The following is a 25,226-nucleotide window of genomic DNA, read 5'->3' as shown; positions in this document are numbered from 1 at the left end:
TCGCAGGGTGGAAAGAAACTCTTGCAATTATTTTGTTGTATCGATAATATTTATCACCTTTGCATACTGACTAATCTAAACAAAATAAAATGGAATCAGAAGGGTTACGGGTTAAAGAACTCGAACATGTAGTCATTCGGTTTTCCGGTGATTCGGGAGACGGAATGCAACTTGCAGGGAACATCTTCTCTACTATTTCAGCCACGGTAGGTAATGACATATCTACCTTTCCTGATTATCCGGCGGACATTCGTGCTCCGCAAGGTTCACTGACAGGCGTCAGTGGTTATCAAGTACACATTGGTGAATCGCGCGTTTACACACCTGGTGACCAGTGTGACGTGTTGGTTGCCATGAATGCGGCAGCCTTGAAAACGCAGTTAAAATTTGCCAAGCCTACGGCGACCATCATCGTCGACACCGACAATTGCAAGGCAGCCGATTTGCAGAAGGCCGAAATTACCAGCGAGGATTACCTGGGTGAGTTGGGTATTGATCCCGACCGTGTGGTGGAATGCCCCATAACGACACTTGTCAAGGAGTGTCTGAAGGACTCGGGCATGGACAACAAGTCTATCTTGAAGTGTCGCAACATGTTTGCACTGGGCATGGTTTGCTGGCTGTTCAATCGTGACTTGTCGTTGGTAGACAAGTTCTTGAAAAAGAAGTTCAGTAAAAAGCCCGAGATATATCAAGCCAATAAGAAAGTTGTTGAGGCGGGTTACAATTATGGAGAGAACACCCAATCCAGCGTACCATCGACTTATCGCATCGAAACACGTCATAAAGTGCCAGGCAGATACATGGATATCACAGGCAACAAGGCAACAGCCTATGGACTAATGGCGGCCGCTGAGAAGGCTGGTGTAAAACTGTTTCTTGGTTCATATCCCATCACACCAGCTTCAGATATTCTGCATGAACTGGCCAAACACAAATCAATGGGTGTGATTACCATGCAGTGTGAAGACGAAATATCGGGTTGCGCCACAGCCATTGGTGCCGCTTTTGCTGGTGCACTGGGCGTAACATCCACCTCGGGACCTGGCATTTGCTTAAAGTCTGAGGGCATGAATTTGGCCGTGATGGACGAATTACCCCTGGTGTTGATTGATGTTCAGCGTGGCGGTCCATCGACTGGACTTCCCACCAAGACTGAGCAGGGCGATCTGTTGCAGGTGCTTTACGGCCGTAACGGAGAGTCACCCATGCCCGTGATTGCACCAACCAGTCCTGTAAACTGCTTCGATGCAGCGTACATGGCTTGCAAAATCGCCATGGAACACATGACGCCTGTCGTGGTCTTGAGCGATGCATACATCGCCAATGGGTCGGGAGCATGGCCCATACCTGAAGTAAAAGATCTGCCAAGCATCACACCGCACCGTGTTACGGAAGAGATGAAAGATAAATACACGCCATATATGCGCGATGAAAAGACGATGGCTCGCTATTGGGCTGTACCGGGTCAAGAGGGTTATGCCCACATCATAGGCGGACTGGAGAAAGACTCGACCACTGGACAAATATCCAATGATCCCGACAACCACCATCAGATGGTGCGCAATAGGGCTGAGAAAGTGGCTCGTATTCCTGTTCCCGACTTGCATGTTTCGGGCGATGTAAATGGCGCCGAGTTGCTGATTGTGGGCTTCGGTGGTACCTATGGACACCTGTATACGGCGATGGAAGAACTCTTGGAACAAGGTAAGAAAGTGGCTTTGGCTCACTTTGAGTTCATCAATCCGCTGCCGGCCAACGCCATTAAGGTGCTGAAACGCTATCCTAAAGTGGTGGTAGCCGAACAAAATATGGGACAGTTTGCCACCTATCTCCGCTCGAAAGTCGACGGATTTGTTCCATATCAGTATAACGAAGTAAAGGGCCAGCCATTCGTAGAGGCTAAATTGGTAGATGCATTTACAAAAATATTGGAGGATAGAAAATGACACAAGTCACAGCAAATCAATATAAAAAAGGTCTGGCACGCTGGTGTCCAGGATGTGGAGATCATTTCTTCTTGGCCAATTTGCACAAGGCGATGGCCGAAATGGGCGTTCCACCACATGAAATAGCGGTGATTTCGGGTATCGGATGTTCGAGTCGACTGCCTTATTACATGAGTACGTATGCCATGCAGACCATCCATGGACGGGCTGCTGCCATTGCTTCTGGGGCCAAAATCGTGAATCCAAACCTCACAGTGTGGCAGATTAGTGGTGATGGAGATGGACTGGCCATCGGCGGAAACCATTTTATTCACGCCATTAGGCGCAATGTCAACCTGAACATGATCTTGCTCAATAACCGCATTTATGGCTTGACAAAGGGACAATATTCACCCACTTCACCCCGAGGATTCGTGTCTAAATCGTCCCCCTACGGTACAGTGGAAGATCCATTTCAGCCAGCAGAGCTATGCTTTGGCGCCCGCGGAAGGTTCTTTGCGCGTGCGGTTGCCAACGATACGCCGCATACTGTTGAGATTCTTCAAGCTGCTTACAAGCACAAAGGTGCAGCGCTATGCGAGATTTTGCAAAACTGCGTGATCTTCAATAACGGTGCTTACGAGCCTATATACACCAGAGACGGTCGGAAACAGCATGCCATTTATGTAGAGCATGGCAAGCCATTATTGTTTGGAGAGAATAATGAATATGGCCTCGTGCAAGATGGTTTCGGCCTGAAAGTGGTGAAGTTGGGCGAGAATGGCGTGACAGAGAAAGATATCTTGGTGCATGATGCGCATGCGCAAGACGACACCTTACACCTCAAGTTGGCCATGATGGACAACGAACATGGTTTCCCTGTCGCTCTGGGTATCATCCGTGATGTTGAAGCACCAACGTATGATGAGATGGTGAACAAGCAGATTGAGGAAGTAAAAGCAAAGAAACACTATCATAACTTTGCCGAATTACTGGAGACAAATGATATCTGGGAAGTGAAATAACCTTTCTGCTTTCCATATAACAGAATATCAAAAAAAAAGCCTGAAGCCGATTGTATGCCACAAAGAATGCGATTGACTTTGGGCTTTATTGTTCACTCAAACCAGACATTGCCACCTATTATGATATATTATTATAAACACATCATGGCAGGCAGTTTAATGTTGTGGCGTATCAAAGACATGATTGATTGGCACCATGTCGAGAAGGAAGCCTGGTGAAACCCCACCAACGGACCAACAGTAAGCGGCTCTGCCCACTCGAAATATGCTGTCTTCATGGCAAGTGCCATGCCTACGATGCGGTTATCACTTACCCATGAGGCATCACTCATTACAAACTAACAATCTGTTCATCTTAATACTTCCCAAAAAACAATGAAGAAAATTCATATCACTATCCTGGCACTGGCTTGCGCTGCTGGCAGCATACAGGCACAAGTAACCTATCCCTTTCAAGATGCTCGCCTATCGTTTGAACAGCGAGCCGACGACCTTTGCAAACGCCTAACGCTGGAGGAAAAAGCGGGATTGATGCAAAACAACTCGAAACCTGTGCCGCGTTTGGGCATCAAGCAATTCCAATGGTGGGGCGAAGCGCTGCATGGTTCGGCTCGAACAGGGTTGGCAACAGTCTTTCCACAGACCATTGGTATGGCGGCATCGTTCGACGATGAACTGCTTTTACAAGTGTTCAACATCGCCAGTACCGAAGCACGTGCCAAATACAATGTAGCTGCTAAGAAGGGATATTTTGACACTTCTTGGAGCGTTTCGTTGTGGACACCCAATGTAAATATCTTCCGTGACCCTCGATGGGGACGAGGTCAGGAAACTTATGGAGAAGATCCTTACCTGACATCACGCATGGGCTGTGCCGTGGTTGAAGGTCTGCAAGGTGGCAAGGGGCCACACAAATATTACAAGGCTTTTGCCTGTGCCAAGCATTTTGCCGTGCATAGTGGCCCTGAATGGAACCGCCACTCAATCAGCATTGACGATGTTTCGCCTCGTGACTTTCATGAAACTTACCTTCCTGCCTTTAAACATTTGGTGCAAGTGGGCGGTGTGAAAGAAGTAATGTGTGCCTACAACAGCATTGATGGCGAGCCCTGTTGCAGCGACCAGCGGCTTCTGGAACAACTCTTGAGAGACGAATGGGGATTCAAAGGTATTGTGGTAAGCGACTGTGGTGCTATCGACGACATCTGGCGTAAGGGCTTTCATGAAGTAGAACCCGATGCTGCACATGCTTCAGCGCGTGCAGTCAAAGGTGGTACCGACATGAGCTGTGGCCAAACTTACGGTTCGTTGCCAGAGGCGGTGAGGCTGGGAAAGGTGACGGAAGAGCGCATCGACAAAAGCTTGAAGCGCCTGATTGTAGGACGAATGCAGCTGGGTGAGTTTGATCCCGATTCAATTACACGCTGGAATGCCATCTCAATGAAGGACGTCAGTACACCGGCAAGCCGAGAGGTGGCATTGAAAATGGCACGCGAAACCATGACGCTATTACACAATCCCAGGCATGCATTGCCCTTGTCCAAGCAGCTGAAGCAAGTGGTAGTCATGGGTCCAAACGCCAATGATTCGGTCATGATGTGGGGAAATTACAATGGCACGCCACGCCACACCGTAACGATACTCGACGGAATACGTCGCAAGATAGGTGCACAGCGTGTGAAATTTATTGAGGGTTGCGGCCTGGTTCAACCGCATCGGCGAGATAATCAGGCATTGACCACGCAGCAGTTGGTCGAAGAGGTAGGAGACGTAAAGACGGTGATCTTCGTTGGAGGTATCTCTCCTCAGTTGGAAGGCGAGCAGCTGGAGGTCGAGGCAAAAGGCTTCAAAGGCGGCGATAGGGTGACCATTGAGTTGCCCCAAGTACAGCGGGAGATGATTACAGCCCTGCATGCCGCAGGCAAACAGGTCATCATGGTCAACTGTAGTGGCAGCGCTATTGGGCTGGTTCCGGAGGTAACACATACCGATGCTATCTTACAAGCATGGTATCCGGGTGAACGTGGCGGTGAGGCTGTGGCCGATGTGCTGTTCGGTGATTACAATCCGGCAGGAAAATTGCCCGTTACGTTCTATCGGGATGACTCGCAACTACCCGACTATCAGGATTACAACATGCGTGACAGAACCTATCGTTACTTCAAAGGGAAACCTCTTTTCCCGTTCGGGCATGGCCTGAGTTATACGTCCTTCAAAATAGGAAAGGCACAGTTGAGGGACGGAAAAATCACGGTAAGCGTAAAAAACACGGGCAAACGTGCTGGCGAGGAGGTTGTGCAATTGTACATTAGTTGCCTCGATGACCCCAATGGCCCCATTAAATCGCTGAAGGGTTTCAAACGCATGGCACTGCAAGCTGGTGAGCAACGCACGGTAACCTTGCATCTTCCACGCAAAGCTTTCGAGCGTTTTGACGAACAAACCAACACCATCCGTGTGGTTCCAGGCAAATACAGAGTGTATTATGGCACCAGTTCTGACGAGGCAGACTTACAATCTTTCATCTATCATTTGCAGTAAGAGGAAATAAATTTATTTTTATTTGCTTTTTCAAGGATTTCACATTATTTTTGTGAATCCACACTTGTTGACTACCTGATGCGGTTGATGCTGGGAAAACACCACCACATCTATTCTTAACAATACATGAAAAAGACCTTCTTGTGCATGTTTCTTCTGCTGTTTGGCGGCTTCACCTTGGCGCAGAACAAGCTGTCTTGGGAAACCTATTATGAGCAGTTGACCGACATCGACGGCATAGAATCGGATTCCTGGGAGGCCGCTTACGAGGTGTTGAGCGAGCTGGCTGAACACCCTTTGAGCCTGAATGAGGCCAAAAGGGAGGACCTGGAACAGCTTCCTTTCTTGACACCGCAGCAGATAGAAGAGCTGGTGGAGTATCTGGATCGCTATGCACCGATACGCAGTTGGGGAGAGTTGGCGATGATTGAGTCGCTCGACGCGACGCGCAGGAAGCTGCTATCCTTCTTCGTCACCCTTGGAACAGAACAGCCAAAAACTTTCCCTTCTGCGAGCGATGTCATGAAGTATGGTCGTCATGAGCTGCTATTCACAGGAAAAGTACCGTTTTACAAGCGCCAAGGTGACGAGAATGGCTACCTGGGTTATCCCTACAAACATTGGTGGCGGTACAACTTCAAGTACGGACAGTATGTCAACGCGGGTCTCGTGGGGTCGCAAGATGCGGGCGAACCGTGGTTTGCGGGTCGCAACAAGTGGGGTTACGACTACTATTCCTACTATCTCCAGCTGAAAAACTGGGGACGGCTGAAATCGATGGTGATGGGTCGTTATCGACTGAAGTTCGGTCTGGGGGTTAGCATGAACCGTGACTTTGGATTCGGAAAGTTGGCTACATTATCAGCTTTGGGCAACAACACCAACACTATTCGGGCGCAGTCGTCACGCTCGGAAGCCAACTATATGCAGGGCGTTGCAGCCACGGTGAACGTCGTGCACGGCCTGGATTTGACGGGATTCGCATCATACCGCAAGATAGACGGCACGTTGAGAAACAACGACAGCACGGCCATTGCCACGATTGTAAAAACGGGTTACCATCGCACGGAGCACGAAATGGCTCGCAAGCACAACACAGCCGAGCTGGTGGTCGGTGGCCATGCACAATATTTCAAAAATGGTTTTCATGTGGGAATGACGGCTTTTCACACGTCACTCGACCGCCCATTGCAACCGAAAACGGAACAGTTGTATCGTCAATACAACGCCTCGGGCAAGTCGTTTTGGAATGCCAGCGTGGATTATGGATACGTCAGCCGCAAATTATCCATACAAGGCGAGACCGCTACAGGCGATTGTCAAGCCTTGGCCACGGTACACTACTTGAGTTATCAGTGTACGTCAACGTGGTCGGTAATGGCCGTTCAGCGTTTCTACTCCTACAAATATCACTCGTTGTTCAGCCAAAGTTTCAGCGAAGGAGGGAAAGCACAGAATGAAAGCGGCATCTATCTGGGTACCAACTGGCATGCCTCCCGCCATCTATCGTTGATGGCCTACGTCGATTACGCCTACTTTCCATGGGCCAGATACCAAGTGAGCAAGGCCAGTTCGGCATGGGATTGTCTGCTGATGGGCAACTACCAGCGACGCAAGTGGCAGCTGCAAGGGCGCTACCGACTGCGACTTAGGGAGAAAGATAATGCGGAAAAGTCGGCCTTGTTGCCCGAACGCATCCACCTGGGACGCCTGTCTGTAGCGTTTGACGACGAACATTGGCTGTTCAAAACGCAAGGCGACCTATCCTATCACGACTTGTCAACCAAGAGTTTTGGCTACATGATTGCCGAAACTATGGGCTATCGGCGGGGACGTTTGCGCGCGTTTGCCAATATAGGGTATTTCAATACAGACGATTTTAACAGTCGAATTTACTGTTACGAGCGTGGTTTGCTTTACACGTTTGCCTTCCCCGTGTTCTCTGGAGAGGGCATGCGTTACGCCATCAACGTGCGTTGGGATGCCAACAGCAAACTTATGTTCATGGCAAAGCTGGGCACCACGCACTACTTTGATCGTGACAAGATTGGCAGTTCGTACCAACAAATCAACCAAAATTCGCAAACCGACCTGGAGATGCAATTAAGATGGCGATTCTGATTACACTCGGTTGGTCAGCTCGAAGTACTTTTTCAGCACCAGCAGTGAGATGAGTCGCTCCCGCTTCTTGTCCCTAAATTGGTCAACATACTCGTGCGCGTGGCGAATGATGGCCTCAGCCTCCTCCGGATGTTGGATGTAGTGGTTCAGCCTTTCCTCCAGGTCAGAGAAGTCGGGCTTTACCTCTATGTAGTGGTAGTCAGGCACCAGCCGTCCTTCCATGAACCATGTCTCGCAGGTAGGGCGGGGCATGACGGCCACCGAGTTGGACGACATGACCCACTTGAGGTTGCTGGCCACGTCGTTGCCCTCAAGTGCCATGATGAACTTGTAGTCCAGATGCTCCTTGATGGTCAGCTTGCCGGTTTGCCATTGTGGGAATCGGTCATCGGTCACACCTATGTTGAAGAGGGAATGACCGAAGAATCTGCGTACGAAATCATACCTGTTTTTCTTCAGTGTATGGCCTCCGTCCTGTCCTATCAGCCCGCGGAAGATGGCCATGTCTTTTTTGTCAGCGAAGCGCTTTCTGTCGTTCACAAAGAGGAAGTGGCGCACCTTGTCGAGTTTCATCAGCACCGAGTTGGTGTTGTCGTCCACCAGTGGGCGGCTCTTGGTAATGGATGGGACGTCGGGAACGTGTACGATGTCGCCGGGAAGCAGTACCCAGCGCAGCGACTGGGGGAAGTAGCGTGCATATCGGTAGGCGTCCAGATAGTACACCTTCTGCCCGGTCATGGGCTGGTTGCGTAAGGCTACCGACGCGTTCCCGAATGCCTCGCGGTCGACACAGGCATCCGCCGTAAGCTGGTTGTAGTAGTCCACGCGCGCTGTGATGTAGTCCTTGTCGCTTCGATGCCGCAGCGTTTCCATCGCCCTCTGGTAGCGCCATGCCAACAAGGGACGTGGCATGTTGATGACGATGTACGAGCTGACGTAGTATGCCAGCTTGGAGTTCTTTCCGCTGTTGAGCGTATAGTACAGCCAGCGGAGAATCTGTGGTCGTGTACTCATGTCGTTGGTTTGTTTTTGTCTATATCTGTAGGCAGGAGATTCTTGTGGCTGTCAGCGGAGGCAGCGCCGTCTTCTGCGACTGTTGTCAGCAGGTGTAGATGCAGGAAGCCTTAGATGAAGAAGGTATCTTGCTGCTCGTAGAAGCTTTGTATGACCTCAACTATTTTCCGTGACGTCTCGTCACTGACGTAGGAAAGGTTGCGTTCCCGGTTGATCGAGCGTAGGAAAGACACCAGGCCGTAGCGGATTCCCTCGCCATCTAGTTGGTAGAAATATCGCTTGTTGTCTTTCGGGTCTTCGTATCTCACCTCGAAATAGTCGGTTTTCCACCAGGGTGCGGGTACATATATGTATCCCTTGGTACCCGACACGATAAGCTCGCCTTCCGACTTTACGCCCTGGCCTACCTTGCACGAGGCCACGGCATTGGGGTAGACGAACGAGATTTTAGTGAATGTGTCAATGTCTGTTCCGGGCTTCAGCAGGTGGGTCACGATGGCCTTCTGCGTGTAGTCTATGCCAAGCAACTGGAAGATGGGCAGCATGGCGGTGGGTCCCCAGGCGCAGATGCTGTTCCATACATGGGCAAGATGTTTGTCTGATGTCAGCTCGAAGTTGTGTAGACTAGTGCAGGTGGCGTCTACGGAGACCACGTTGCCGATGGCTCCGCTCTTGGCCAGCAGCACCAAGCGGCAGAATGCAGTGGAGTAGGCTGTCTTCAGGGAGTCCATCAGGATTAGTTTCCACTTCCCCGCCAATTGCCTGAGCTCTGTGAGGTGACTTGTGTCGATGGCTATCGGTGACTCGCAAAGTACATGCTTTCCCCGGTTAAGCGCCTGCTTGATATCCTGATAATGGTTCCTTGGGTTGGACAAAAGGAAGATGGCATCAGAGGTGTCAAGCAGCTTGTCCAGCTCGGTTGTCTTGCATACACTGTCCTTGAGGGTATCAGAGAGAAAGAGGTCACAGTGCGTGCACACGCCACTGATGGTGAGTCCGTTGACAAAGTGGCTCTCCCTTTCTATCTTGTTGAGGATGGGCGACTCGCCGACAAGTCCCAGTCTCAGCGGGGTTTGCTCGGCCCTGATGTCCGAACTGGACACGCCTTCTGTCCGTTCCAGATAGACCACGTCACAGTATTCCTTGAGGTAGTCGAATCGTCCAGCCCAGTCGGAGCCTACCGTGAATATGTCTATGTCGTACCTGCGGATGTCGTCTATTTTCTGTCCTTCATACTCTTCGATGACAATTTTATCGGCCAGTCCGGTATGGCGGACGGCCTCGATGCGCTCCATCAGCGGCTGCTGAACATTGATCTTGCCTCGTGCGAGGTCAAAGCTGTCGGCCGTGACTCCCACAATGAGATAGTCTCCCAGGGCTTTGGCACGTTGCAAGAGCCGTATGTGTCCATGGTGCAGCAGGTCGAATGTGCCGTAAGTGATAACCTTTTTCATGTCTTTCTATAGTATTCCACGTTTTTTCAGGTCGTCGAACGCATTGATAAGGGTGGTATTGTCTGCCGGGGTGAGGGAGCCGATGTGTCCAACCCTGAACACTTTTTCCTTTAAGTCGCCGCCGTTGGGGCAAATCCAGATGCCGTATTCGTCCTTCAGATGGAGGAATATGTCGTACGCCGAGGCTGTCGTAGGGTGAAGGGAGGTCACGGCGTTGGATGGTGAGGCTGTCACCAAGCTGAAGGGCAGGTGCCCAATCTTGGCGCGGAAGTCATTGGCAAGCCTTGCCGTTCTGTCGACCTCACTGCTCACTCCTCCGGCTTTCTCTATCTGAAGAAGCCGATGGTGTATCTGTAGAAGGATGCCTACGGCGGGGGTAAAGGGTGTCTGCCCGCGCTCCGCGTTTTTCAGGGCCAACTTCAGGTTGAGATACATCATGCGACAGTCGTTTTTGGCGACACGCTCCAAGGCTCTCTGGCTCAGCACGATCAACGACACTCCCGGCGGACACGCCAGTGCTTTCTGTGAGCCTGCAACCATCACGTCTACGTCCCATTCCGACATATTGAAGTCATCGGCCAGGAACGAGCTGATGGCATCTGCTATCAGTAACAACTTGTTGCGACGGCAGAAATCGTGAATAAGCGGCATGTCGTAATGAACACCCGTGGATGTCTCATGTACGTTGACGAGAAAGGCCGTGAATCCTTGATTCTCATACGGGCTCAGATGGTGGGCTGTAAGCGGCTCACCATAGCTCAGGCTGATGGCTACATGCGGAATCTGGTGTATCTCGCAGAGCTCAACAAAGCGCTGTCCAAAACTGCCGCCGTTGACAACCAGCACTTTGTCGGCGGGCGTCAGCACGTTTGCCACACTGGCCTCCATGGATGCGGTGCCGGAGCCTGTTATGAACACGACCCGTGCCGAGGCATCAGCCTTGGCGAAGGTCTTGACGAGTTCCTCGCTCTCAAGCATGATTTGTGAAAACTCTTGCGTCCTGAAATATGGCACCTGTTCACCGCCAATTGCCCTTGTTTCCTTGTCAGACATCACGGGGCCTACCGTAAAATTAATCATAACACGATTTTATTTTCGTACAAAGGTATCACAAATATTTCTAATAAATTTGTAACTTTGTGTTTTTTAAATCATTCATGCCCGATTACACCCGTTGACGTGCATTGTGTCGGGCGAATCAAAAACGGAAACTAACATGCGTATAGTATTGTTTTGTGAGAACAAGTATGCCATAGACATTCTCGCCCCCATACAGGAGGAGGCAAGAAGGCAAGGCGGCAGGCACGATGTACTGTGGTATGTGCACCGCAAGCGGATACCCCATTTCAAGCTGGGCGACAGCGTGAACTGGACGTCTTCCATGCAGCAGGTGTATGACTTCTCGCCAGAAGCCATCTTCGTGCCGGGCAACATCATACCTTATTATTTGCCCGGCGTCAAGATACAAGTGTTCCATGGCTATGCGGCCGAGAAGAAAGACCATTGGGTGATACGTAGGTACTTTGACACTTACTTTACGCAGGGTCCTTTTTTCACCAGTCATTTCAAGGCTTTGGCGCGGAAGTACGGAGATTTCGAGGTTGTGGAGACGGGATGGCCCAAGCAAGACTGGATTAAGCGCAACCTGCACACCTATGATGACAAGCGCGAAGCCATGCTGAAAGCGCATGGAAAGAGCCGTATAGTTCTCTATGCCCCCACGTTCTCTCCGAAGCTCACGTCACTGCCTTACCTGAAGGAACAGCTGGGCAGGCTGGCCCGGGAACGCGATGCCTTGGTGGTGATGAAGTTCCATCCGCTTACCCGTCAGGAGTGGGTAGGCGAGTACCGTGTGTGGGCGCAAGGCCAGGAGCATGTCGTATTCATCGATAGTGGCGAGAACATCACGCCCTACCAGCTGATGGCCGACGTGCTCATCAGCGACACGTCCTCTGCAGTTTACGAGTTTTTGTTGCTCTCTCGACCAGTAATCACCCTCAACACCTTGTCCAAGGAGATATACTGGGAGAACATCGAGGATCCCGAGGAGCTGCTGCCTTGCTACGACAAGGTGCTGACAGACGAGACAAGCATGGCCAAGATGCGGTGGGTGGCCGAGCATTACGACCCCTGGCTCGATGGGCAAGTGTGCCGCCGCATGCTTGATGCCGCGCAGGACTACATCAACAGGCACGGCGTTCCGACCGAGCGCAAGCTCAATCTATGGCGTAAGTACACAAGCATCAAGACCTTCGGCAGGGTCAGGAGGAGGTAGAGGCTGACGCCTGGCCTGCATATCTCTTGTAAGGCAGCTCCAGGTTGAGGTACCTGAAGTTCTGCAAGGGAGGCGTCTTGGGCGGTTTCATGTAATCGCCATAACAATGCGAGAGATAGGTGTCGGCATCGTGTACCCCAGCAAAGTGATGCCCCTCAAAGCTCACTGCCACTGGTGTGCCATATACCTCCTTGGGCAAGATGCCTCTTGACATATCATTGTCGTGGTCAGCCACCAGCGGGTGGCTGTCCATGCTGTATTCTTTTTGTACGCTGTCCAGCTTTCGGTGTACCCACTTGGGCGAGATCAGCCTGTTGGTCACTCTTACCACCAGGCTTCTCAGTCCCCTGCCGTGCTTGTAGGGATCCACCAGGCTGAAATAAAGCATTTTAACCAGGAAACGGTATTTTGCATAGTGTATCCTTTGCCTGAGCTTACTATCAGTCATTCCGTCCAATGGAAAGACGTCAACGGGTAGTCCTCCCACGAATGAGAAGTCGCGGCGGAGGACATAGGTCGTTCCCTTGTCCTGTATGCGAGCAAACTGGTAAGGATATTGGGGCGTGTCGGCACCGCTCACCAATTCATATTTCTCGTCAAGCCACTCGTTTGCATGCTTGATGAATCTGTCATAGTCGGCTCTTGGCATCGCCACGTCGGCATCGTCGTCCCAGGGGATGAATCCCTTGTGCCTTACCGCGCCGAGCATAGTTCCCGCTATCAGGTAGTAGCGTATGTTGTGTGCCCTGCACACGCGGTCAATATCCTCAAGTATTTTCAGCAACCTCATCTGTAATGGTCGTGTTTGTTGGTTGCTAAGCCTTTTTGAAGGGTCAAATTTCATTTCCTTTATCTATTTAATATTGTGATTACAGACAGGTTTCCCTTTCTTTCTGTATATTCCTATCAACTGATTCTTACCACCTTGCCGTTGACCTCCATGAATCTTTCATTGAATTCCTTGCGTGTTCTCTTCCACCGGTTGTGACTCCACAGCCACAGGGCCGGGTCGCGCCGGATGGTTTTCTCCAGCAGGCTGAAGTACTTGTCGGTGATCTCGAAGTCCTTGGCCTCTTCGGATCTGTCGGTCATGAGCGTCATCTCACATTCATAATAGCCACGCTTGATTCTTCGCACGTCGCCATAGAAGCACATTTGTTTGGTGCGCTTGATGATTCTTTCGGACCCAGTAAACACTGGCGTGTCGTGGTGCAGGAAATCAACCCAGTGGTGGATGTTCTGCCAGAGCGGTACCTGGTCGGCTATGTATCCCACTACGATTGCCGTGTGCCTTCGTTTGTATTCGAGAATCTTGCGCAGCGACTCCCTCATGGGGATGCAGCGCGCGTTCTGTCGCTCGCGCACACGCTTGAATAGCCGGTCAAAGGTCTCGTTTTCCAGCGGATGGTATATCTGGCAGCACTGCGCATGTTCGGGAATCCAGCAGGGAAGTGAGGTGATCCACTCCCAGTTGCAGTAATGTCCCAGGTACACCGCGCACGACTCTCCCCGTTCCAGCATCGCATTAAACAGCTCCATACCCGTGAAACGCATTCGCTTTTGCAGTTGCGTGGCACTGATGGTCATCTGTTTGATGGTTTCAACAAGGTAGTCGCAGAACCAATGATAGAAGTCTTTCTCTATCTTCACCAGTTCCTCGTGGCTCTTTTCAGGAAAGCTGCTGGACAGGTTTTTCCAGATTACGCGATGCCTGTATCTCAAGATGTAAGCCATGATGAGATACAATAGGTCGGACAATACGTAAAGCAAACGCATGGGCAGCAGTGACAACAGATACCAGGTGCCGTAAACCAAAACATATCCTACCTCATTCAGTACTTTCTTCATTCGAACAGCGTTCAATTCATAGAATGCCGCAAAGTTATAAAAAATCTTTGTATTGTCATCCCTGCACCGATGGCATTTTACCAAACGGCAAGACTTTGAGCATTCACTTTGAAAAGGATTCACTGCCAAATGACACTTTCACCTCTTGTCACAGCTCCTGAAAAAACCTGAAAATCAAAGATACATTTGCACAAAACACCGACAAATCGTATCTTTGCATACATCGATTGGAAACAACATTGCGTTCCCTTAACAACAACATTTAGATGAAAACAAGAAAACTCCTCTTAACCCTTAGTTTATTGATTGCAGCGACTTATGCGAGCGCTCAGCAGGTATTCGACGTGAATTTATGGAATGGGCGAGCCCCACATCCCACCGGTGTTACTACCGACACGGCGAAGGTGCGCGTGTTCCTGCCCGCTGCCAAACGCGCCACAGGACGGGCGGTGATTATCTGTCCGGGCGGCGGATATGCTCATTTGGCTTGGGAAAACGAAGGAACCAACTGGGCATCGTTCTTCAATGACATGGGCATCGCTGCCATCGTACTGAAATATCGCATGCCCCATGGCGTGAAAGAAGCACCGCTGAGCGATGCCGAACAGGCAATGAAACTGGTGCGAAAGAACGCACAAGCATGGCACCTCAACCGCAATGACATCGGTATCATGGGGTTCTCAGCCGGCGGACACCTTGCCTCAACCGTAGCAACCAAAAGCAAAGGCGACGCAAAGGCCAATTTCCAAATCCTATTTTATCCCGTGATTACCATGATGCCGGGCTATACACACAAGGGTTCGCACGACAACTTGCTGGGCAAGAATCCGAGTAAGAGCACAGAACGCGAGTACAGTACCGACCTGCAGGTGAGCCGTGTGTCACCCAGAGCCTTCATCCTCTTGTCTGATGACGACACTGTGGTGCTGCCTGCCAATGGTGTCAACTATTATTTGGAGTTGTATCGGCACGACGTACCAGCCTCCTTGCACGTCTATCCTTCAGGCGATCATGGTTTTGGATTCAACAGTTCGTTCCGCTATCACGTGGAGATGCGGCTCGAGTTGCAGGCATGGTTGCGCAGTTTCTAACACAGAAACCGTTCCGGTACACACCGCATTGACGGTTTACACCATCAACATCTTCACGAAAAGAGGGTGACGGATCATGAATTACCGTCACCCTCTTTTCGTCTTTTAGAGCCAAGAGCGTATCTCAGCGTCTAAATCTTTGATTTGCACATCTCGTTTTTGCAAAGTGTTGTTCTTGTCAATGATGAAATAAGTGGGAATATTCTGCACGTTATAGTTGACAAGAATGGCATTCTGCTCATCAGCGTTGGCATGGACATTAATCCAAGGCAACGCCTCCGTCTTTGTCTTCCAAAAGTGTTCATCGGGGTCCAACGACACTTGATAAATCTCGAATCCGCGGTCGTGATACTTGTTGTACAGTTCGCGAAGGGCCATGATGCGCTCGGTTGACTGCTTGGAAGCGAAGATATGAAAGTCGAGCATCACCACCTTTCCCTTCAGGTCGGTCAGCTTGCGAAGCACCCCACGGTGATCGGTCAATGCGATGTCAATGAGTCCGGACGTAGTCACCTGACTGGCTGCCAACATCTTACGTTGGTTATTTTGGATGATTCTCACATCCTTCATGCCCTCGATGGCAATGTTATGCAGGTTAGCTCCGCGCTCAGCCTTTGGGTAGTAAGTGTCCCAACTGGTAGCCACGGCAGCGTAAACCTTCACGTCTTCGGCACTCGTGCGTGGATTGAAAATCAGCAAACTGCCGTTTCCAACGTTGATAGTCTGGAAAAGAGCGAAATAAGAAGATGCCTTCATCGGCTCCTTGTAGATGTAGTTCATCTTCACCTTGTCCTTATAGGCCTCTACCACCTTCTGCAAACTGTCGTTGATGGTCTGCGAATTCAAGTTCAAATTCTGAGCAATATCCTGAATTTGCTGTTGCAATGCCATCTGCATCAGCGTGAGTTCCTTAATTTTCGAGCAGTTCTCCGACCCCGTCACCTCATATTGCGAAGCCATATTGGGGTATTGAGCCTTGACGTTGACCGTCTCGGTAGAGTCGATTGACACGTTGATGATTTGCCCTGCCACGCGCAGGCGGTAGAACTCCGGCGCATCGGTTGCTTTCTCACTGAATGCGAACGAGCCGTCTTCACCCAACCGAACAGAATCTAACACCTCCGGTCCGTTCAGTCCCATGTTCTCGAAATACAAGGTGGAATCCTTGGCATTCGCGATGGTACCGTTAACATTGAATTTCTTCTGCGTACACGAAACAGCACACAAAGCACCGCAGGTGATGGCTGTCATGAAAAGAATATGGCGAAAAGTCTTTTTCATATTTTTCAAAATAATGGTCTTTCAATGCTGCAAAGATATAGCAAATAATTGAGATTGTCAGTCTGCCCAGACAGTTTTTTACAAAGTCATGCGTTGGCAGACCATCAATCATGCCCACCCTCGTGATTGAATTTTCTTGACAAGAGGCCTCGTCATGCTTGCCGTATTTGCAAACCATCACCTGCCTGCGTGCAAATACGCCAAGCATAGGCACAATTCCTCAACTCGCTGTCACACAAGATATTGCGATTTTATCTCACCATTCTAACTCCACCTTTTAAGCCCCCATTCGGCAATAGCATAGCTTTTGGGGGTTAATAGACATGCTTTTGCAGTGCTACACCATACACTTTAGGTACCAAAGAGATGTCTGTTTTTGATGAATCTCATTGCTTTTATAGCGAAAAAGGCTTTTCATCCTACCAAAATGCGCCGCGTTTTCATCCTACAAGCCTATTGATTTTTTCTATAATGAAAGTTTTGAAGGGCCGTTTTTGAGCCCTTTTTCGATAAAAATAACCAACATTTTACAGCGCAGGACATGATGAATCACGCCCCTACTATCGATTATTGAGCACGCTTAAATTTCACAAAATCATCTTAAAAACTTAAAAAACAAAGTAAAATTGCCTATATATAAAAGGTATAAAGAAACTTTTGTTTACTTTTGCCGCAAATTATAAGATTCACAAAGTAACAATGCAGAAAAATTTAGTTATCGTAGAGAGCCCCGCAAAGGCGAAGACTATCGAGAAATTTCTTGGCGAAGACTATAAGGTCATGTCATCATACGGACACATCAGAGACCTGAAGAAAAAAGAGTTGAGCATTGATCCAGATACACTTGAACCCAATTACGAGATTCCGGAAGAGAAGAAAAAGCTTGTCAACGAATTGAAAAAGCAGGCCAAAGAGGCAAAGAAAGTGTGGCTGGCTTCCGATGAGGACCGCGAGGGAGAGGCTATATCGTGGCATCTGTGCGAGGTGCTTGGTTTGGACGAGGAGAAGACCAACCGCATTGTCTTTCATGAGATTACCAAGCCAGCCATTCTCGAAGCCATCAAGAATCCGCGTCATTTGAACATGGATTTGGTCAACGCACAACAGGCACGCCGCGTGCTCGACCGCCTGGTGGGTTTCCGCTTGTCGCCCGTGTTGTGGCGAAAGGTGAAACCAGCCCTGTCGGCCGGACGTGTGCAGAGCGTGGCCGTACGCCTCATCGTGGAGCGCGAACGCGAGATACAAGCCTTCGAAAGCGAACCTTACTATCGCATCAACGCCATCTTCGTCATCACCAACGAAGACGGATCGGCATCGGAAGTGAAGGCCGAACTGGACAAACGGTTCAGCAAACACGAAGAGGCCATGGCCTTTCTGGAGCAATGTAAGGATGCCAAGTTCACCGTGGACAGCATCACGCGCAAGCCCCTGAAACGCACGCCAGCACCGCCTTTCACCACTTCAACCCTGCAACAGGAAGCAGCCCGCAAGTTGGGATTTACGGTAGGGCAGACCATGATGGTGGCTCAGCACTTGTATGAGAACGGACAAATCACCTACATGCGTACCGACAGCGTGAATCTTTCACAACTGGCAGTGAACACCTGCAAGGATGAAATCGTAAAGGCTTACGGTGCAGAATACAGCAAACCACGCAAGTACCACACGCACTCGAAAGGCGCACAAGAGGCTCACGAGGCCATTCGCCCAACGTACATGAGCAAGCATGAGATCGAGGGTACGTCGCAAGAACGCCGGTTGTACGACCTGATTTGGAAACGCACGGTAGCCAGTCAGATGGCTGACGCACAGCTGGAGAAGACAACCGTGACCATTGACGTAAGCGGTGTGAAAGAACAGTTTACGGCCAACGTTGAAATCATCACGTTTGAAGGTTTCATCAAGGCTTATCATGAGTCGAACGATGAGGATGAGAACAACCAGGATGACTATACCCACTCGCTGCCAGCCTTGAAGGAAGGCGACCTGTTGGAACGCCGTGAAATCACCTCAACCGAACGCTATTCACAAAGTCCGATACGCTACACGGAAGCCAGTTTGGTGAAAAAGCTGGAAGAACTGGGCATCGGCCGACCCTCTACCTACGCTCCCACCATCAGCACCATACAGCAAAGAGAATACGTGCAGAAGGGCGATAAGAAGGGTACCGAGCGGACATACACCATCGATTCGCTAAAGGGCATCAAGATAACCTCCAAGACTAAAAAAGAAGTGGTGGGCAACGAAAAAGGAAAACTGTTGCCTACGGATATCGGAATGGTGGTGAACGACTTCCTGATGGAGAACTTCCCCAGCATCATGGACTACAACTTCACTGCGAATGTGGAAGAGAAATTCGACAGCATCGCAGAGGGAAACGCCGAGTGGAACAAGATGATGAAGGACTTTGACAAGACCTTCAAACCCACTGTAGAAAAGGTGATGAACGCACGAAGCGAGCACAAGGCCGGCGAACGCGAACTGGGTATCGATCCCAAGAGTGGCAAACCGGTGTTCGTAAAGATAGGCAGATACGGACCAGTGGTACAAATCGGTACGGCCGATGATGACGAGAAGCCCCGATTCTCACAACTCCCATCGGACAAGAGCATGGAGGAGATGACCTTGGAAGACGCACTCGAATTGTTCAAACTGCCACGTACCGTGGGGCAGTTCGAAGGCTCTGACGTGGTGATTGGGGCTGGACGCTTCGGACCCTACGTGCTTCACCAGAAGAAATATGTGTCACTCCCCAAAGGAGAAAACCCACTAACGGTGACTTTGGAAACGGCCATCCAACTGATAGAGCTGAAGCGAAAGCAGGAAAAAGAGAAACACATCAAATCGTTTGAACAAGACGCAAAGCTGGAAGTACTGAATGGTCGTTACGGTCCTTACATCGCTTATGACGGCAAGAACTATCGCTTGCCCAAGGTCATGCATGGCAAGGCAGCCGACTTGACATACGAGGAGTGCATGGACATCGTGCATGCAGCACCGACAAAGAAGACGGCTAAGAACAGGAAATAATCAACCCACCGCTAGCATGGACCGCATCATCATCATGGGATACATGGGGTCGGGCAAGACTACCCTTGGAAAAGCCTTGTCAAAAGACCTCGACATGCCGTTTTATGATCTTGACTGGTACATCGAAAGCCGGATGAGAAAAACCATCAAACAACTCTTTGAAGAGCGAGGGGAAGAGGGGTTCAGACAGATAGAGTACCGCATGCTGCACGAAGTGGCTGAGTTTGAACACGTTATTCTGAGTTGTGGAGGTGGCACACCGTGCTTCTTTGACAACATCAAGTATATGAACCAGCAGGGCGAAACCGTGTTTCTGAAAGCCTCACCCGAGGTGCTTTACGGCCATTTGAAGATGGGCAGGACGGTAAGACCCCTGTTGCTGGACAAGACGCCAGAGGAAGTGAAAGCCTTCATCTGCACACAACTCAAAGAGCGCGAGCCCTTTTATACGCAGGCAAAGCATACGCTGGACGTCAGTTTGATGGACTCCTACGACAAGATACAAGCAACCGTAGACCAATTAAAAGCATCATTAAATTTATAAAAAACAGTTTCGTAAAACAACAATGAAGAAGTGGACGATTGAAGATTCAAAAGAGTTGTACAACATCAATGGATGGGGTGTTTCTTATTTTGGCATCAACGAAAAGGGCAATGCCTACGTGACGCCGTTTAAGGACAATACCGAAATAGACCTACGAGACGTGATGGACGAGCTGGCTTTGCGCGACGTGAGCTCGCCAGTATTGCTGCGTTTCCCCGACATTCTTGACAACCGCATCGAGAAAACGGCCAGCTGCTTTGCGCAAGCTGCAAAAGAATACGATTACAAAGCCGAGAACTTCATCATCTACCCTATCAAAGTGAACCAAATGCAGCCCGTGGTGGAAGAGATTATCTCACACGGACAGAAGTTCAACCTGGGTTTGGAGGCGGGCAGTAAGCCTGAACTTCATGCCGTGATTGCCGTGCAATGCCAGAGCGACTCACTCATCATTTGCAACGGATACAAAGACCAGAGCTACATAGAGCTGGCACTTTTAGCGCAAAAGATGGGCAAGCGCATCTTTATTGTCATTGAGAAACTGAACGAACTGGATATCATCGCCAAGGCTGCGAAGAAGATTGGTGTGCGACCGAACATTGGTATTCGAATCAAGTTGGCATCATCTGGCTCGGGTAAATGGGCAGACAGCGGCGGCGATGCCTCGAAGTTTGGCCTGAATTCATCTGAACTTCTGCTGGCCTTGAAGATGCTGGAGGAGAAAGGACTCAAAGACTGTCTGCATCTCATCCACTTCCACATCGGTTCTCAAATCACCAAGATTCGCCGCATACAGACGGCTCTCCGCGAGGCCGCGCAATACTACATCAACCTACATAAGATGGGGTACAACGTTGATTTCGTGGACTGTGGGGGCGGACTGGGCGTAGATTATGACGGAACGCGCTCGTCGAGCAGCGAAAGCTCGGTGAATTACTCCATCCAAGAGTATGTCAACGACTGTATTTACACCTTCATTGATGCGGCCAACAAGAATGGCGTGCCACACCCAAACCTCATCACAGAGAGCGGTCGGTCATTGACAGCGCACCACTCGGTGTTGGTCATTGACGTGCTGGAAACAGCCAGTCTACCGTCCATGCCTGATGAATTTGAGCCAACCGAAGAAGAACACCAGCTGGTAAAAGATCTGTATGAGATATGGGATAACCTCAATCCGCGCTCGATGTTGGAAGATTGGCACGATGCAGAGCAAATACGCGAAGAGTCACTCGACTTGTTCGCTCTGGGCATTGTCGACCTACAAACGCGCGCAGAGATAGAAAGCATGTACTGGAGTGTGTGTCGGGAAATCAACATGTTGTCCAAGTCAATGAAGCATGTCCCTGATGAGTTGAGGAATCTTGACAAGCTATTGGCCGATAAATACTTCTGTAATTTCTCCCTCTTCCAGTCACTTCCCGACAGTTGGGCCATCGATCAGCTCTTCCCTATCCTACCGATTCAGCGACTGGACGAACGTCCCACACGCAATGCCACACTGCAAGACATCACCTGCGACAGCGATGGAAAGATAGCAAACTTCGTGACCAACCGCAATATTTCACATGTATTGCCTCTACACCCATTGAAGAAAGGCGAGCCTTACTACCTCGGTGTGTTCCTTGTTGGGGCCTACCAGGAAATCTTAGGCGACCTGCACAATCTCTTTGGCGACACCAACGCCGTGCACATTTCCGTGAAAAACGGCAAATACAGCATTGACCAAGTGATTGATGGAGAGACCGTAGACGAGGTGCTCGACTATGTTCAATACAATCCGAAGAAGCTGGTTAGACAACTGGAAACATGGGTAACGAAGAGTGTTAAGCTGGGGAAAATATCCTTGGAAGAAGGAAAAGAGTTTTTGAACAACTACCGTTCAGGACTTTACGGATACACTTACCTGGAATAATCCGTGGTGGCGGCACGCTTTTTTATACCTGCTGCACACAGTTCCACCAACGTCTACTTCTTGTAAAGAAGGCTTCACCAATAGCAAAAAAGGCAAGATTCATCCTACTGATTAACCTAAAAAAATAGTTAAATCTGCAGGTGCATGTAACTTATCCCTATCCCAATCGTCATTTAATTAGAGGCAAAGATGAAGAATATCAGTTTTCGTAACGATGTCTTACCGCTCAAAGATGCGCTCTACAGGTTAGCTTTGCGCATCACCCTCAGTCATGAGGAGGCCCAAGACATCGTACAAGACACACTGATAAAGGTTTGGGACAAGCGTGAAAGCTGGAATGAGATAGAATCAATAGAAGCCTTCAGCATCACTATCTGCCGCAACTTAGCGCTCGACAGAATCAAGAAGCACGACAATCTCAATGATTCGCTCGAAGAAAGGCAGACAGAAAGCCCAGACACCTCCTCGACACCATTCGAGGATACCCTACAACAAGACAGAATAGAACTTGTGAGAAACCTCGTTAATGCGCTTCCAGAAAAACAAAGAAGCTGCATGCAACTCAGAGATTTCGAGGGAAAGCCTTACAAAGAAATTGCCAAAATACTGGGCATCAGTGAAGAACAAGTGAAGGTAAACATCTTCAGAGCCCGGCAAACGGTAAAAGAAAGATTTCAAAAATACGACAATTATGGATTATAAATATATCGAACAACTATTGGAACGCTATTGGGCATGCGAGACAACGCTTCAAGAAGAAGAGATTCTCCGCACGTTCTTCAGTCAGGAAGACGTTCCTGCGGACTTGCAAAAGTATCGCGCATTGTTCGTATACGCTCAACAAGAAGCAACCCAAAAGGTACTGGGAAGCGACTTTGATGAGAAGATTCTGTCCATGATCGATGAGCCAACACCGGTCAAGGCGCGCACCATCAAAATGAGACAACGGCTGATGCCGCTCTTCAAGGCAGCCGCCGTGGTAGCCATTATCCTGACGTTGAGCAACGCATTGCAGGTTCCGTTCATGCAGAACAACGATAACATAGGTGCATCCTATGATGGAACAGAACAACTACAGCAAGGTACTTCAGTGGCCATTGGCGACTCTGCGACGATAGACAGCATGCAACAAAGCAACATAACACCCGCAGATGTGCAGCCGGCTACCATCATCAAATAAGATAATTTCTATGCTTTCTCAATTATAAAACATGTTTAGTAAAACAAAAACGAAGCTGTGAAGCTTCACTTTTCTCTCAAATTTTTCATAACATACTAACGTACTTAAGAAACGCCACCAATGGGGTGGCGTTTCGCTATTTTAGACATTTCATGTTCATGTCTACCCACCAACAACCCAACAGCTATGCCTCTGGTTCGGCTTTCTTTAGTCTTCGGGACAATTGGAACAAGGCTGGAAGCATGATGCACAGTGATAAGAGCAAACTCATCCACACGGCTTGCTGGCTACCTCCAAAGATATCAACAAGATTACCATTAGCTGAGCTGGGAATGAGATTATACACCATGAATACAGTAGAGTTGTTGACACAATGCAAAACAATGCCAGGTACAATACTGTTGGTGCGTACATACATCCATCCCAACAACAAACCCACGAGAAAAGCGTGCGGCAATTGAGCCATATTGAAATGTGCAAGACCGAAAAACAACGCCGAAAGGATGATGGACAGCCAAGCTGTACGCCCCCGGAAGAGTTGGAGTAAGGTGCGAAGAATGGCGCCTCTGAAAACTGTTTCTTCGGCAATTGGCACCAAAATGTCGACCGATAGATGCCCCCACCGATTGCCCATCAGGGCATTGAGCATTCGTTCTAAGCCAGAAGGTGCCTCCACTTCCATCTGTTCAAGTAGCCATGCAGAGGGGATGATGGTGCCCAATGATAGTAAAACCACCCAAAACAACGCCATCCAAGGCTTACTGCGCACATACGAACGTGCCACAGGTGTCCATTTAAGTGACATGAATAAGACGATTGTCAGCACACTGGAAACGACAGAAGTGGCGATGACCGTCGTCGAACTGAACACACGATGCGACTGAAGATAATGCAAAGCGGTTCCGAAGTCCATGCCATTGTGCAGCAAAGACACGATGCTGACCAGATAAGTGACCAACACTTGAAGCATGATAAACACCACTAAATACCATGCAATGTCTAATATTCCTTTGATTGATTTGCGCATCATTTCTCTATTTTGTTAAAATAATGATTTACTTCCTGTGCATCTTCCGTTATTTTAGCATGTAACAACGCCAAACTGTCAAACCGCTTTTCACCGCGAAGCCGTTTGAAAAAGGCCACGGAAAGTTGCTTATCATAGATGTTTTCATGAAATCCTTCGAGGATATGAGTTTCAATTGTCAGGCTTGTTCCATTGTAGGTAGGTCGCATACCGATGCTGGTCATCGCCCGATACCATGGTCCTGTCCCCGCTACCTGCGCTTTCACAGCATAAACACCCATGGCCGGAAGCAGCTGAGTGATTTCGCTTAAATTGAGATTGGCTGTAGGAAAGCCAAGTTTCCGACCCTCTTTACACCCATCAACGACATGAGCCGTGAGCACATAGGGACGCGCCAAACAGCGATTGACCTGCTCCATTGAACCCTCATGGATGTATTTTCGAATGGCTGAAGAACTCACATGCACGGCATCTTTGCCCAAAGAAAACTCCTCACTGCGTATCACCTCGATGCCTAATGCTCGTCCATAGCGCACATAATCGTCAAATCCTTCTTCCCGATTGTGTCCAAACCGATTATCATAACCAATCACCAACTTTCGTACCTGTAACCGACGTTGGAGCACATCGGCCATGAATTGTTGGGCTGTCATACTCGCCATCTCTTGCGTAAAGGGCAATACCACGACCTGATCAACAGCAGTTGCTGACAGCAGTTGCAGCTTTTGCTCGATCGTGGTCAGCAGTTCGGGGACATAATGGCTGTGTAACACTTGGCGAGGATGCTTGTCAAACGTGATGACCATGGACGACAATCCCGCATCACGAGCTGTCTTCACGACCTGATGTATCAAGAATTGATGCCCCAAATGCACCCCATCGAAGAATCCAATGGTTGCCACACAGGGGCTCGTTAGAACCGTTTTCTCATCCAATATCATGGTTTTCATAT

Annotated in this window: 20 protein-coding genes; 11 read left to right on the top strand and 9 right to left on the bottom strand. The window is 49.5% G+C overall.

From position 1 onward, the window contains the following. Positions 1-89: 89 nt before the first annotated feature. Both HMPREF1254_RS10370 and HMPREF1254_RS10365 read left to right on the top strand, forming a co-directional pair. Positions 90-1,949, top strand: coding sequence for a 2-oxoacid:acceptor oxidoreductase subunit alpha (locus HMPREF1254_RS10370; protein ID WP_023058602.1), 1,860 nt, complete (start codon positions 90-92; stop codon positions 1,947-1,949). After that, entirely contained in the window at positions 1,946-2,953 is a 1,008-nt protein-coding gene (locus HMPREF1254_RS10365) for a 2-oxoacid:ferredoxin oxidoreductase subunit beta (RefSeq protein WP_023058544.1), read from the top strand. The genes HMPREF1254_RS10370 and HMPREF1254_RS10365 overlap by 4 nt, the downstream gene beginning before the upstream one ends. Positions 2,954-3,084: 131 nt before the next feature. Here HMPREF1254_RS10365 and HMPREF1254_RS12100 read toward each other — a convergent pair whose 3' ends face one another. Next, positions 3,085-3,285 carry a hypothetical protein gene (locus HMPREF1254_RS12100; RefSeq protein ID WP_036878580.1) on the bottom strand — a complete coding sequence of 67 codons (201 nt, stop codon included), beginning with the start codon at positions 3,283-3,285 and terminating at the stop codon, positions 3,085-3,087. Between the two features lie 43 nt (positions 3,286-3,328). Here HMPREF1254_RS12100 and HMPREF1254_RS10360 point away from each other — a divergent pair, with 43 nt between their 5' ends. After that, complete coding sequence (locus HMPREF1254_RS10360) at positions 3,329-5,494, top strand: glycoside hydrolase family 3 C-terminal domain-containing protein (protein WP_023058588.1); 2,166 nt, start codon at positions 3,329-3,331, stop codon at positions 5,492-5,494. Between the two features lie 126 nt (positions 5,495-5,620). Next, the gene (locus HMPREF1254_RS10355; RefSeq protein ID WP_023058639.1) at positions 5,621-7,615 is read left to right on the top strand and encodes a ComEA family DNA-binding protein; all 1,995 of its coding nucleotides are present in this window, start codon (positions 5,621-5,623) and stop codon (positions 7,613-7,615) included. Here HMPREF1254_RS10355 and HMPREF1254_RS10350 read toward each other — a convergent pair whose 3' ends face one another. From HMPREF1254_RS10350 to HMPREF1254_RS10340, 3 genes are all read right to left on the bottom strand, one after another. Beyond that, complete coding sequence (locus HMPREF1254_RS10350; RefSeq protein WP_023058557.1) at positions 7,616-8,629, bottom strand: glycosyl transferase family 90; 1,014 nt, start codon at positions 8,627-8,629, stop codon at positions 7,616-7,618. Positions 8,630-8,739: 110 nt separating this feature from the next. Further along, a complete protein-coding gene (locus HMPREF1254_RS12475; protein WP_023058574.1) occupies positions 8,740-10,083 on the bottom strand; it encodes an adenylyltransferase/cytidyltransferase family protein in 1,344 nt (447 codons plus the stop codon). Between the two features lie 6 nt (positions 10,084-10,089). Beyond that, on the bottom strand, positions 10,090-11,163 hold the full coding sequence (locus tag HMPREF1254_RS10340) for a pyridoxal-phosphate-dependent aminotransferase family protein (protein WP_023058536.1): 1,074 nt from the start codon (positions 11,161-11,163) through the stop codon (positions 10,090-10,092). A gap of 136 nt (positions 11,164-11,299) precedes the next feature. On the opposite strand from HMPREF1254_RS10340, the gene HMPREF1254_RS10335 reads away from it, so the two are divergent. Further along, a complete protein-coding gene (locus HMPREF1254_RS10335) occupies positions 11,300-12,358 on the top strand; it encodes a CDP-glycerol glycerophosphotransferase family protein (protein ID WP_036878630.1) in 1,059 nt (352 codons plus the stop codon). Here the strand turns inward: HMPREF1254_RS10335 and HMPREF1254_RS10330 are convergent. Next, positions 12,345-13,148 carry a LicD family protein gene (locus HMPREF1254_RS10330; RefSeq protein WP_231385849.1) on the bottom strand — a complete coding sequence of 268 codons (804 nt, stop codon included), beginning with the start codon at positions 13,146-13,148 and terminating at the stop codon, positions 12,345-12,347. The two genes, HMPREF1254_RS10335 and HMPREF1254_RS10330, sit on opposite strands and share 14 nt — an antisense overlap. Positions 13,149-13,264: 116 nt before the next feature. After that, on the bottom strand, positions 13,265-14,206 hold the full coding sequence (locus HMPREF1254_RS10325) for a lysophospholipid acyltransferase family protein (RefSeq protein ID WP_023058560.1): 942 nt from the start codon (positions 14,204-14,206) through the stop codon (positions 13,265-13,267). 266 nt (positions 14,207-14,472) lie between these two features. On the opposite strand from HMPREF1254_RS10325, the gene HMPREF1254_RS10320 reads away from it, so the two are divergent. Continuing rightward, positions 14,473-15,297 carry an alpha/beta hydrolase gene (locus HMPREF1254_RS10320; RefSeq protein WP_023058581.1) on the top strand — a complete coding sequence of 275 codons (825 nt, stop codon included), beginning with the start codon at positions 14,473-14,475 and terminating at the stop codon, positions 15,295-15,297. Between the two features lie 105 nt (positions 15,298-15,402). On the opposite strand, the gene HMPREF1254_RS10315 is transcribed toward HMPREF1254_RS10320, so the two are convergent. Continuing rightward, positions 15,403-16,578, bottom strand: coding sequence for a redoxin domain-containing protein (locus tag HMPREF1254_RS10315; RefSeq protein WP_408939363.1), 1,176 nt, complete (start codon positions 16,576-16,578; stop codon positions 15,403-15,405). 699 nt (positions 16,579-17,277) lie between these two features. On the opposite strand from HMPREF1254_RS10315, the gene topA reads away from it, so the two are divergent. From topA to HMPREF1254_RS10290, 5 genes are all read left to right on the top strand, one after another. Next, positions 17,278-19,608 (top strand): type I DNA topoisomerase, encoded by a 2,331-nt coding sequence (topA, locus tag HMPREF1254_RS10310; protein ID WP_023058511.1) that lies wholly within the window; start codon positions 17,278-17,280, stop codon positions 19,606-19,608. A gap of 16 nt (positions 19,609-19,624) precedes the next feature. After that, the gene (locus HMPREF1254_RS10305; protein ID WP_023058596.1) at positions 19,625-20,152 is read left to right on the top strand and encodes a shikimate kinase; all 528 of its coding nucleotides are present in this window, start codon (positions 19,625-19,627) and stop codon (positions 20,150-20,152) included. A 22-nt stretch (positions 20,153-20,174) separates the two neighbouring features. Then, positions 20,175-22,067, top strand: a complete 1,893-nt coding sequence (gene speA, locus HMPREF1254_RS10300) for a biosynthetic arginine decarboxylase (RefSeq protein ID WP_023058526.1) — start codon at positions 20,175-20,177, stop codon at positions 22,065-22,067. Between the two features lie 189 nt (positions 22,068-22,256). Then, a complete protein-coding gene (locus tag HMPREF1254_RS10295; protein WP_004347578.1) occupies positions 22,257-22,769 on the top strand; it encodes an RNA polymerase sigma factor in 513 nt (170 codons plus the stop codon). After that, a complete protein-coding gene (locus HMPREF1254_RS10290) occupies positions 22,759-23,247 on the top strand; it encodes a hypothetical protein (RefSeq protein WP_023058594.1) in 489 nt (162 codons plus the stop codon). Before HMPREF1254_RS10295 ends, HMPREF1254_RS10290 begins: the two co-directional genes overlap by 11 nt. A gap of 184 nt (positions 23,248-23,431) precedes the next feature. Here HMPREF1254_RS10290 and HMPREF1254_RS10285 read toward each other — a convergent pair whose 3' ends face one another. Both HMPREF1254_RS10285 and HMPREF1254_RS10280 read right to left on the bottom strand, forming a co-directional pair. Further along, the gene (locus HMPREF1254_RS10285; protein WP_023058522.1) at positions 23,432-24,277 is read right to left on the bottom strand and encodes a CPBP family intramembrane glutamic endopeptidase; all 846 of its coding nucleotides are present in this window, start codon (positions 24,275-24,277) and stop codon (positions 23,432-23,434) included. Next, positions 24,274-25,224, bottom strand: a complete 951-nt coding sequence (locus HMPREF1254_RS10280; RefSeq protein WP_036878622.1) for a bifunctional riboflavin kinase/FAD synthetase — start codon at positions 25,222-25,224, stop codon at positions 24,274-24,276. The genes HMPREF1254_RS10285 and HMPREF1254_RS10280 overlap by 4 nt, the downstream gene beginning before the upstream one ends. Positions 25,225-25,226 lie beyond the last annotated feature (2 nt).

It is taken from the genome of Prevotella sp. BV3P1 (assembly GCF_000479005.1).
Taxonomy (GTDB): Bacteria; Bacteroidota; Bacteroidia; order Bacteroidales; family Bacteroidaceae; genus Prevotella.
The sequence above is the reverse complement of the archived record's forward strand: the minus strand, read 5'-3'. Positions and strand labels throughout refer to the sequence as shown.

What these genes read in the sequence shown, in the direction of transcription:
- HMPREF1254_RS10370 (WP_023058602.1), top strand. Translation starts at nt 90, where the DNA reads ATGGAATCAGAAGGGTTACGGGTTAAAGAACTCGAACATGTAGTCATT.
- HMPREF1254_RS10365 (WP_023058544.1), top strand. Translation starts at nt 1,946, where the DNA reads ATGACACAAGTCACAGCAAATCAATATAAAAAAGGTCTGGCACGCTGG.
- HMPREF1254_RS12100 (WP_036878580.1), bottom strand. Translation starts at nt 3,285, where the DNA reads ATGAGTGATGCCTCATGGGTAAGTGATAACCGCATCGTAGGCATGGCA.
- HMPREF1254_RS10360 (WP_023058588.1), top strand. Translation starts at nt 3,329, where the DNA reads ATGAAGAAAATTCATATCACTATCCTGGCACTGGCTTGCGCTGCTGGC.
- HMPREF1254_RS10355 (WP_023058639.1), top strand. Translation starts at nt 5,621, where the DNA reads ATGAAAAAGACCTTCTTGTGCATGTTTCTTCTGCTGTTTGGCGGCTTC.
- HMPREF1254_RS10350 (WP_023058557.1), bottom strand. Translation starts at nt 8,629, where the DNA reads ATGAGTACACGACCACAGATTCTCCGCTGGCTGTACTATACGCTCAAC.
- HMPREF1254_RS12475 (WP_023058574.1), bottom strand. Translation starts at nt 10,083, where the DNA reads ATGAAAAAGGTTATCACTTACGGCACATTCGACCTGCTGCACCATGGA.
- HMPREF1254_RS10340 (WP_023058536.1), bottom strand. Translation starts at nt 11,163, where the DNA reads ATGATTAATTTTACGGTAGGCCCCGTGATGTCTGACAAGGAAACAAGG.
- HMPREF1254_RS10335 (WP_036878630.1), top strand. Translation starts at nt 11,300, where the DNA reads ATGCGTATAGTATTGTTTTGTGAGAACAAGTATGCCATAGACATTCTC.
- HMPREF1254_RS10330 (WP_231385849.1), bottom strand. Translation starts at nt 13,148, where the DNA reads ATGAGGTTGCTGAAAATACTTGAGGATATTGACCGCGTGTGCAGGGCA.
- HMPREF1254_RS10325 (WP_023058560.1), bottom strand. Translation starts at nt 14,206, where the DNA reads ATGAAGAAAGTACTGAATGAGGTAGGATATGTTTTGGTTTACGGCACC.
- HMPREF1254_RS10320 (WP_023058581.1), top strand. Translation starts at nt 14,473, where the DNA reads ATGAAAACAAGAAAACTCCTCTTAACCCTTAGTTTATTGATTGCAGCG.
- HMPREF1254_RS10315 (WP_408939363.1), bottom strand. Translation starts at nt 16,578, where the DNA reads ATGAAAAAGACTTTTCGCCATATTCTTTTCATGACAGCCATCACCTGC.
- topA (WP_023058511.1), top strand. Translation starts at nt 17,278, where the DNA reads ATGCAGAAAAATTTAGTTATCGTAGAGAGCCCCGCAAAGGCGAAGACT.
- HMPREF1254_RS10305 (WP_023058596.1), top strand. Translation starts at nt 19,625, where the DNA reads ATGGACCGCATCATCATCATGGGATACATGGGGTCGGGCAAGACTACC.
- speA (WP_023058526.1), top strand. Translation starts at nt 20,175, where the DNA reads ATGAAGAAGTGGACGATTGAAGATTCAAAAGAGTTGTACAACATCAAT.
- HMPREF1254_RS10295 (WP_004347578.1), top strand. Translation starts at nt 22,257, where the DNA reads ATGAAGAATATCAGTTTTCGTAACGATGTCTTACCGCTCAAAGATGCG.
- HMPREF1254_RS10290 (WP_023058594.1), top strand. Translation starts at nt 22,759, where the DNA reads ATGGATTATAAATATATCGAACAACTATTGGAACGCTATTGGGCATGC.
- HMPREF1254_RS10285 (WP_023058522.1), bottom strand. Translation starts at nt 24,277, where the DNA reads ATGATGCGCAAATCAATCAAAGGAATATTAGACATTGCATGGTATTTA.
- HMPREF1254_RS10280 (WP_036878622.1), bottom strand. Translation starts at nt 25,224, where the DNA reads ATGAAAACCATGATATTGGATGAGAAAACGGTTCTAACGAGCCCCTGT.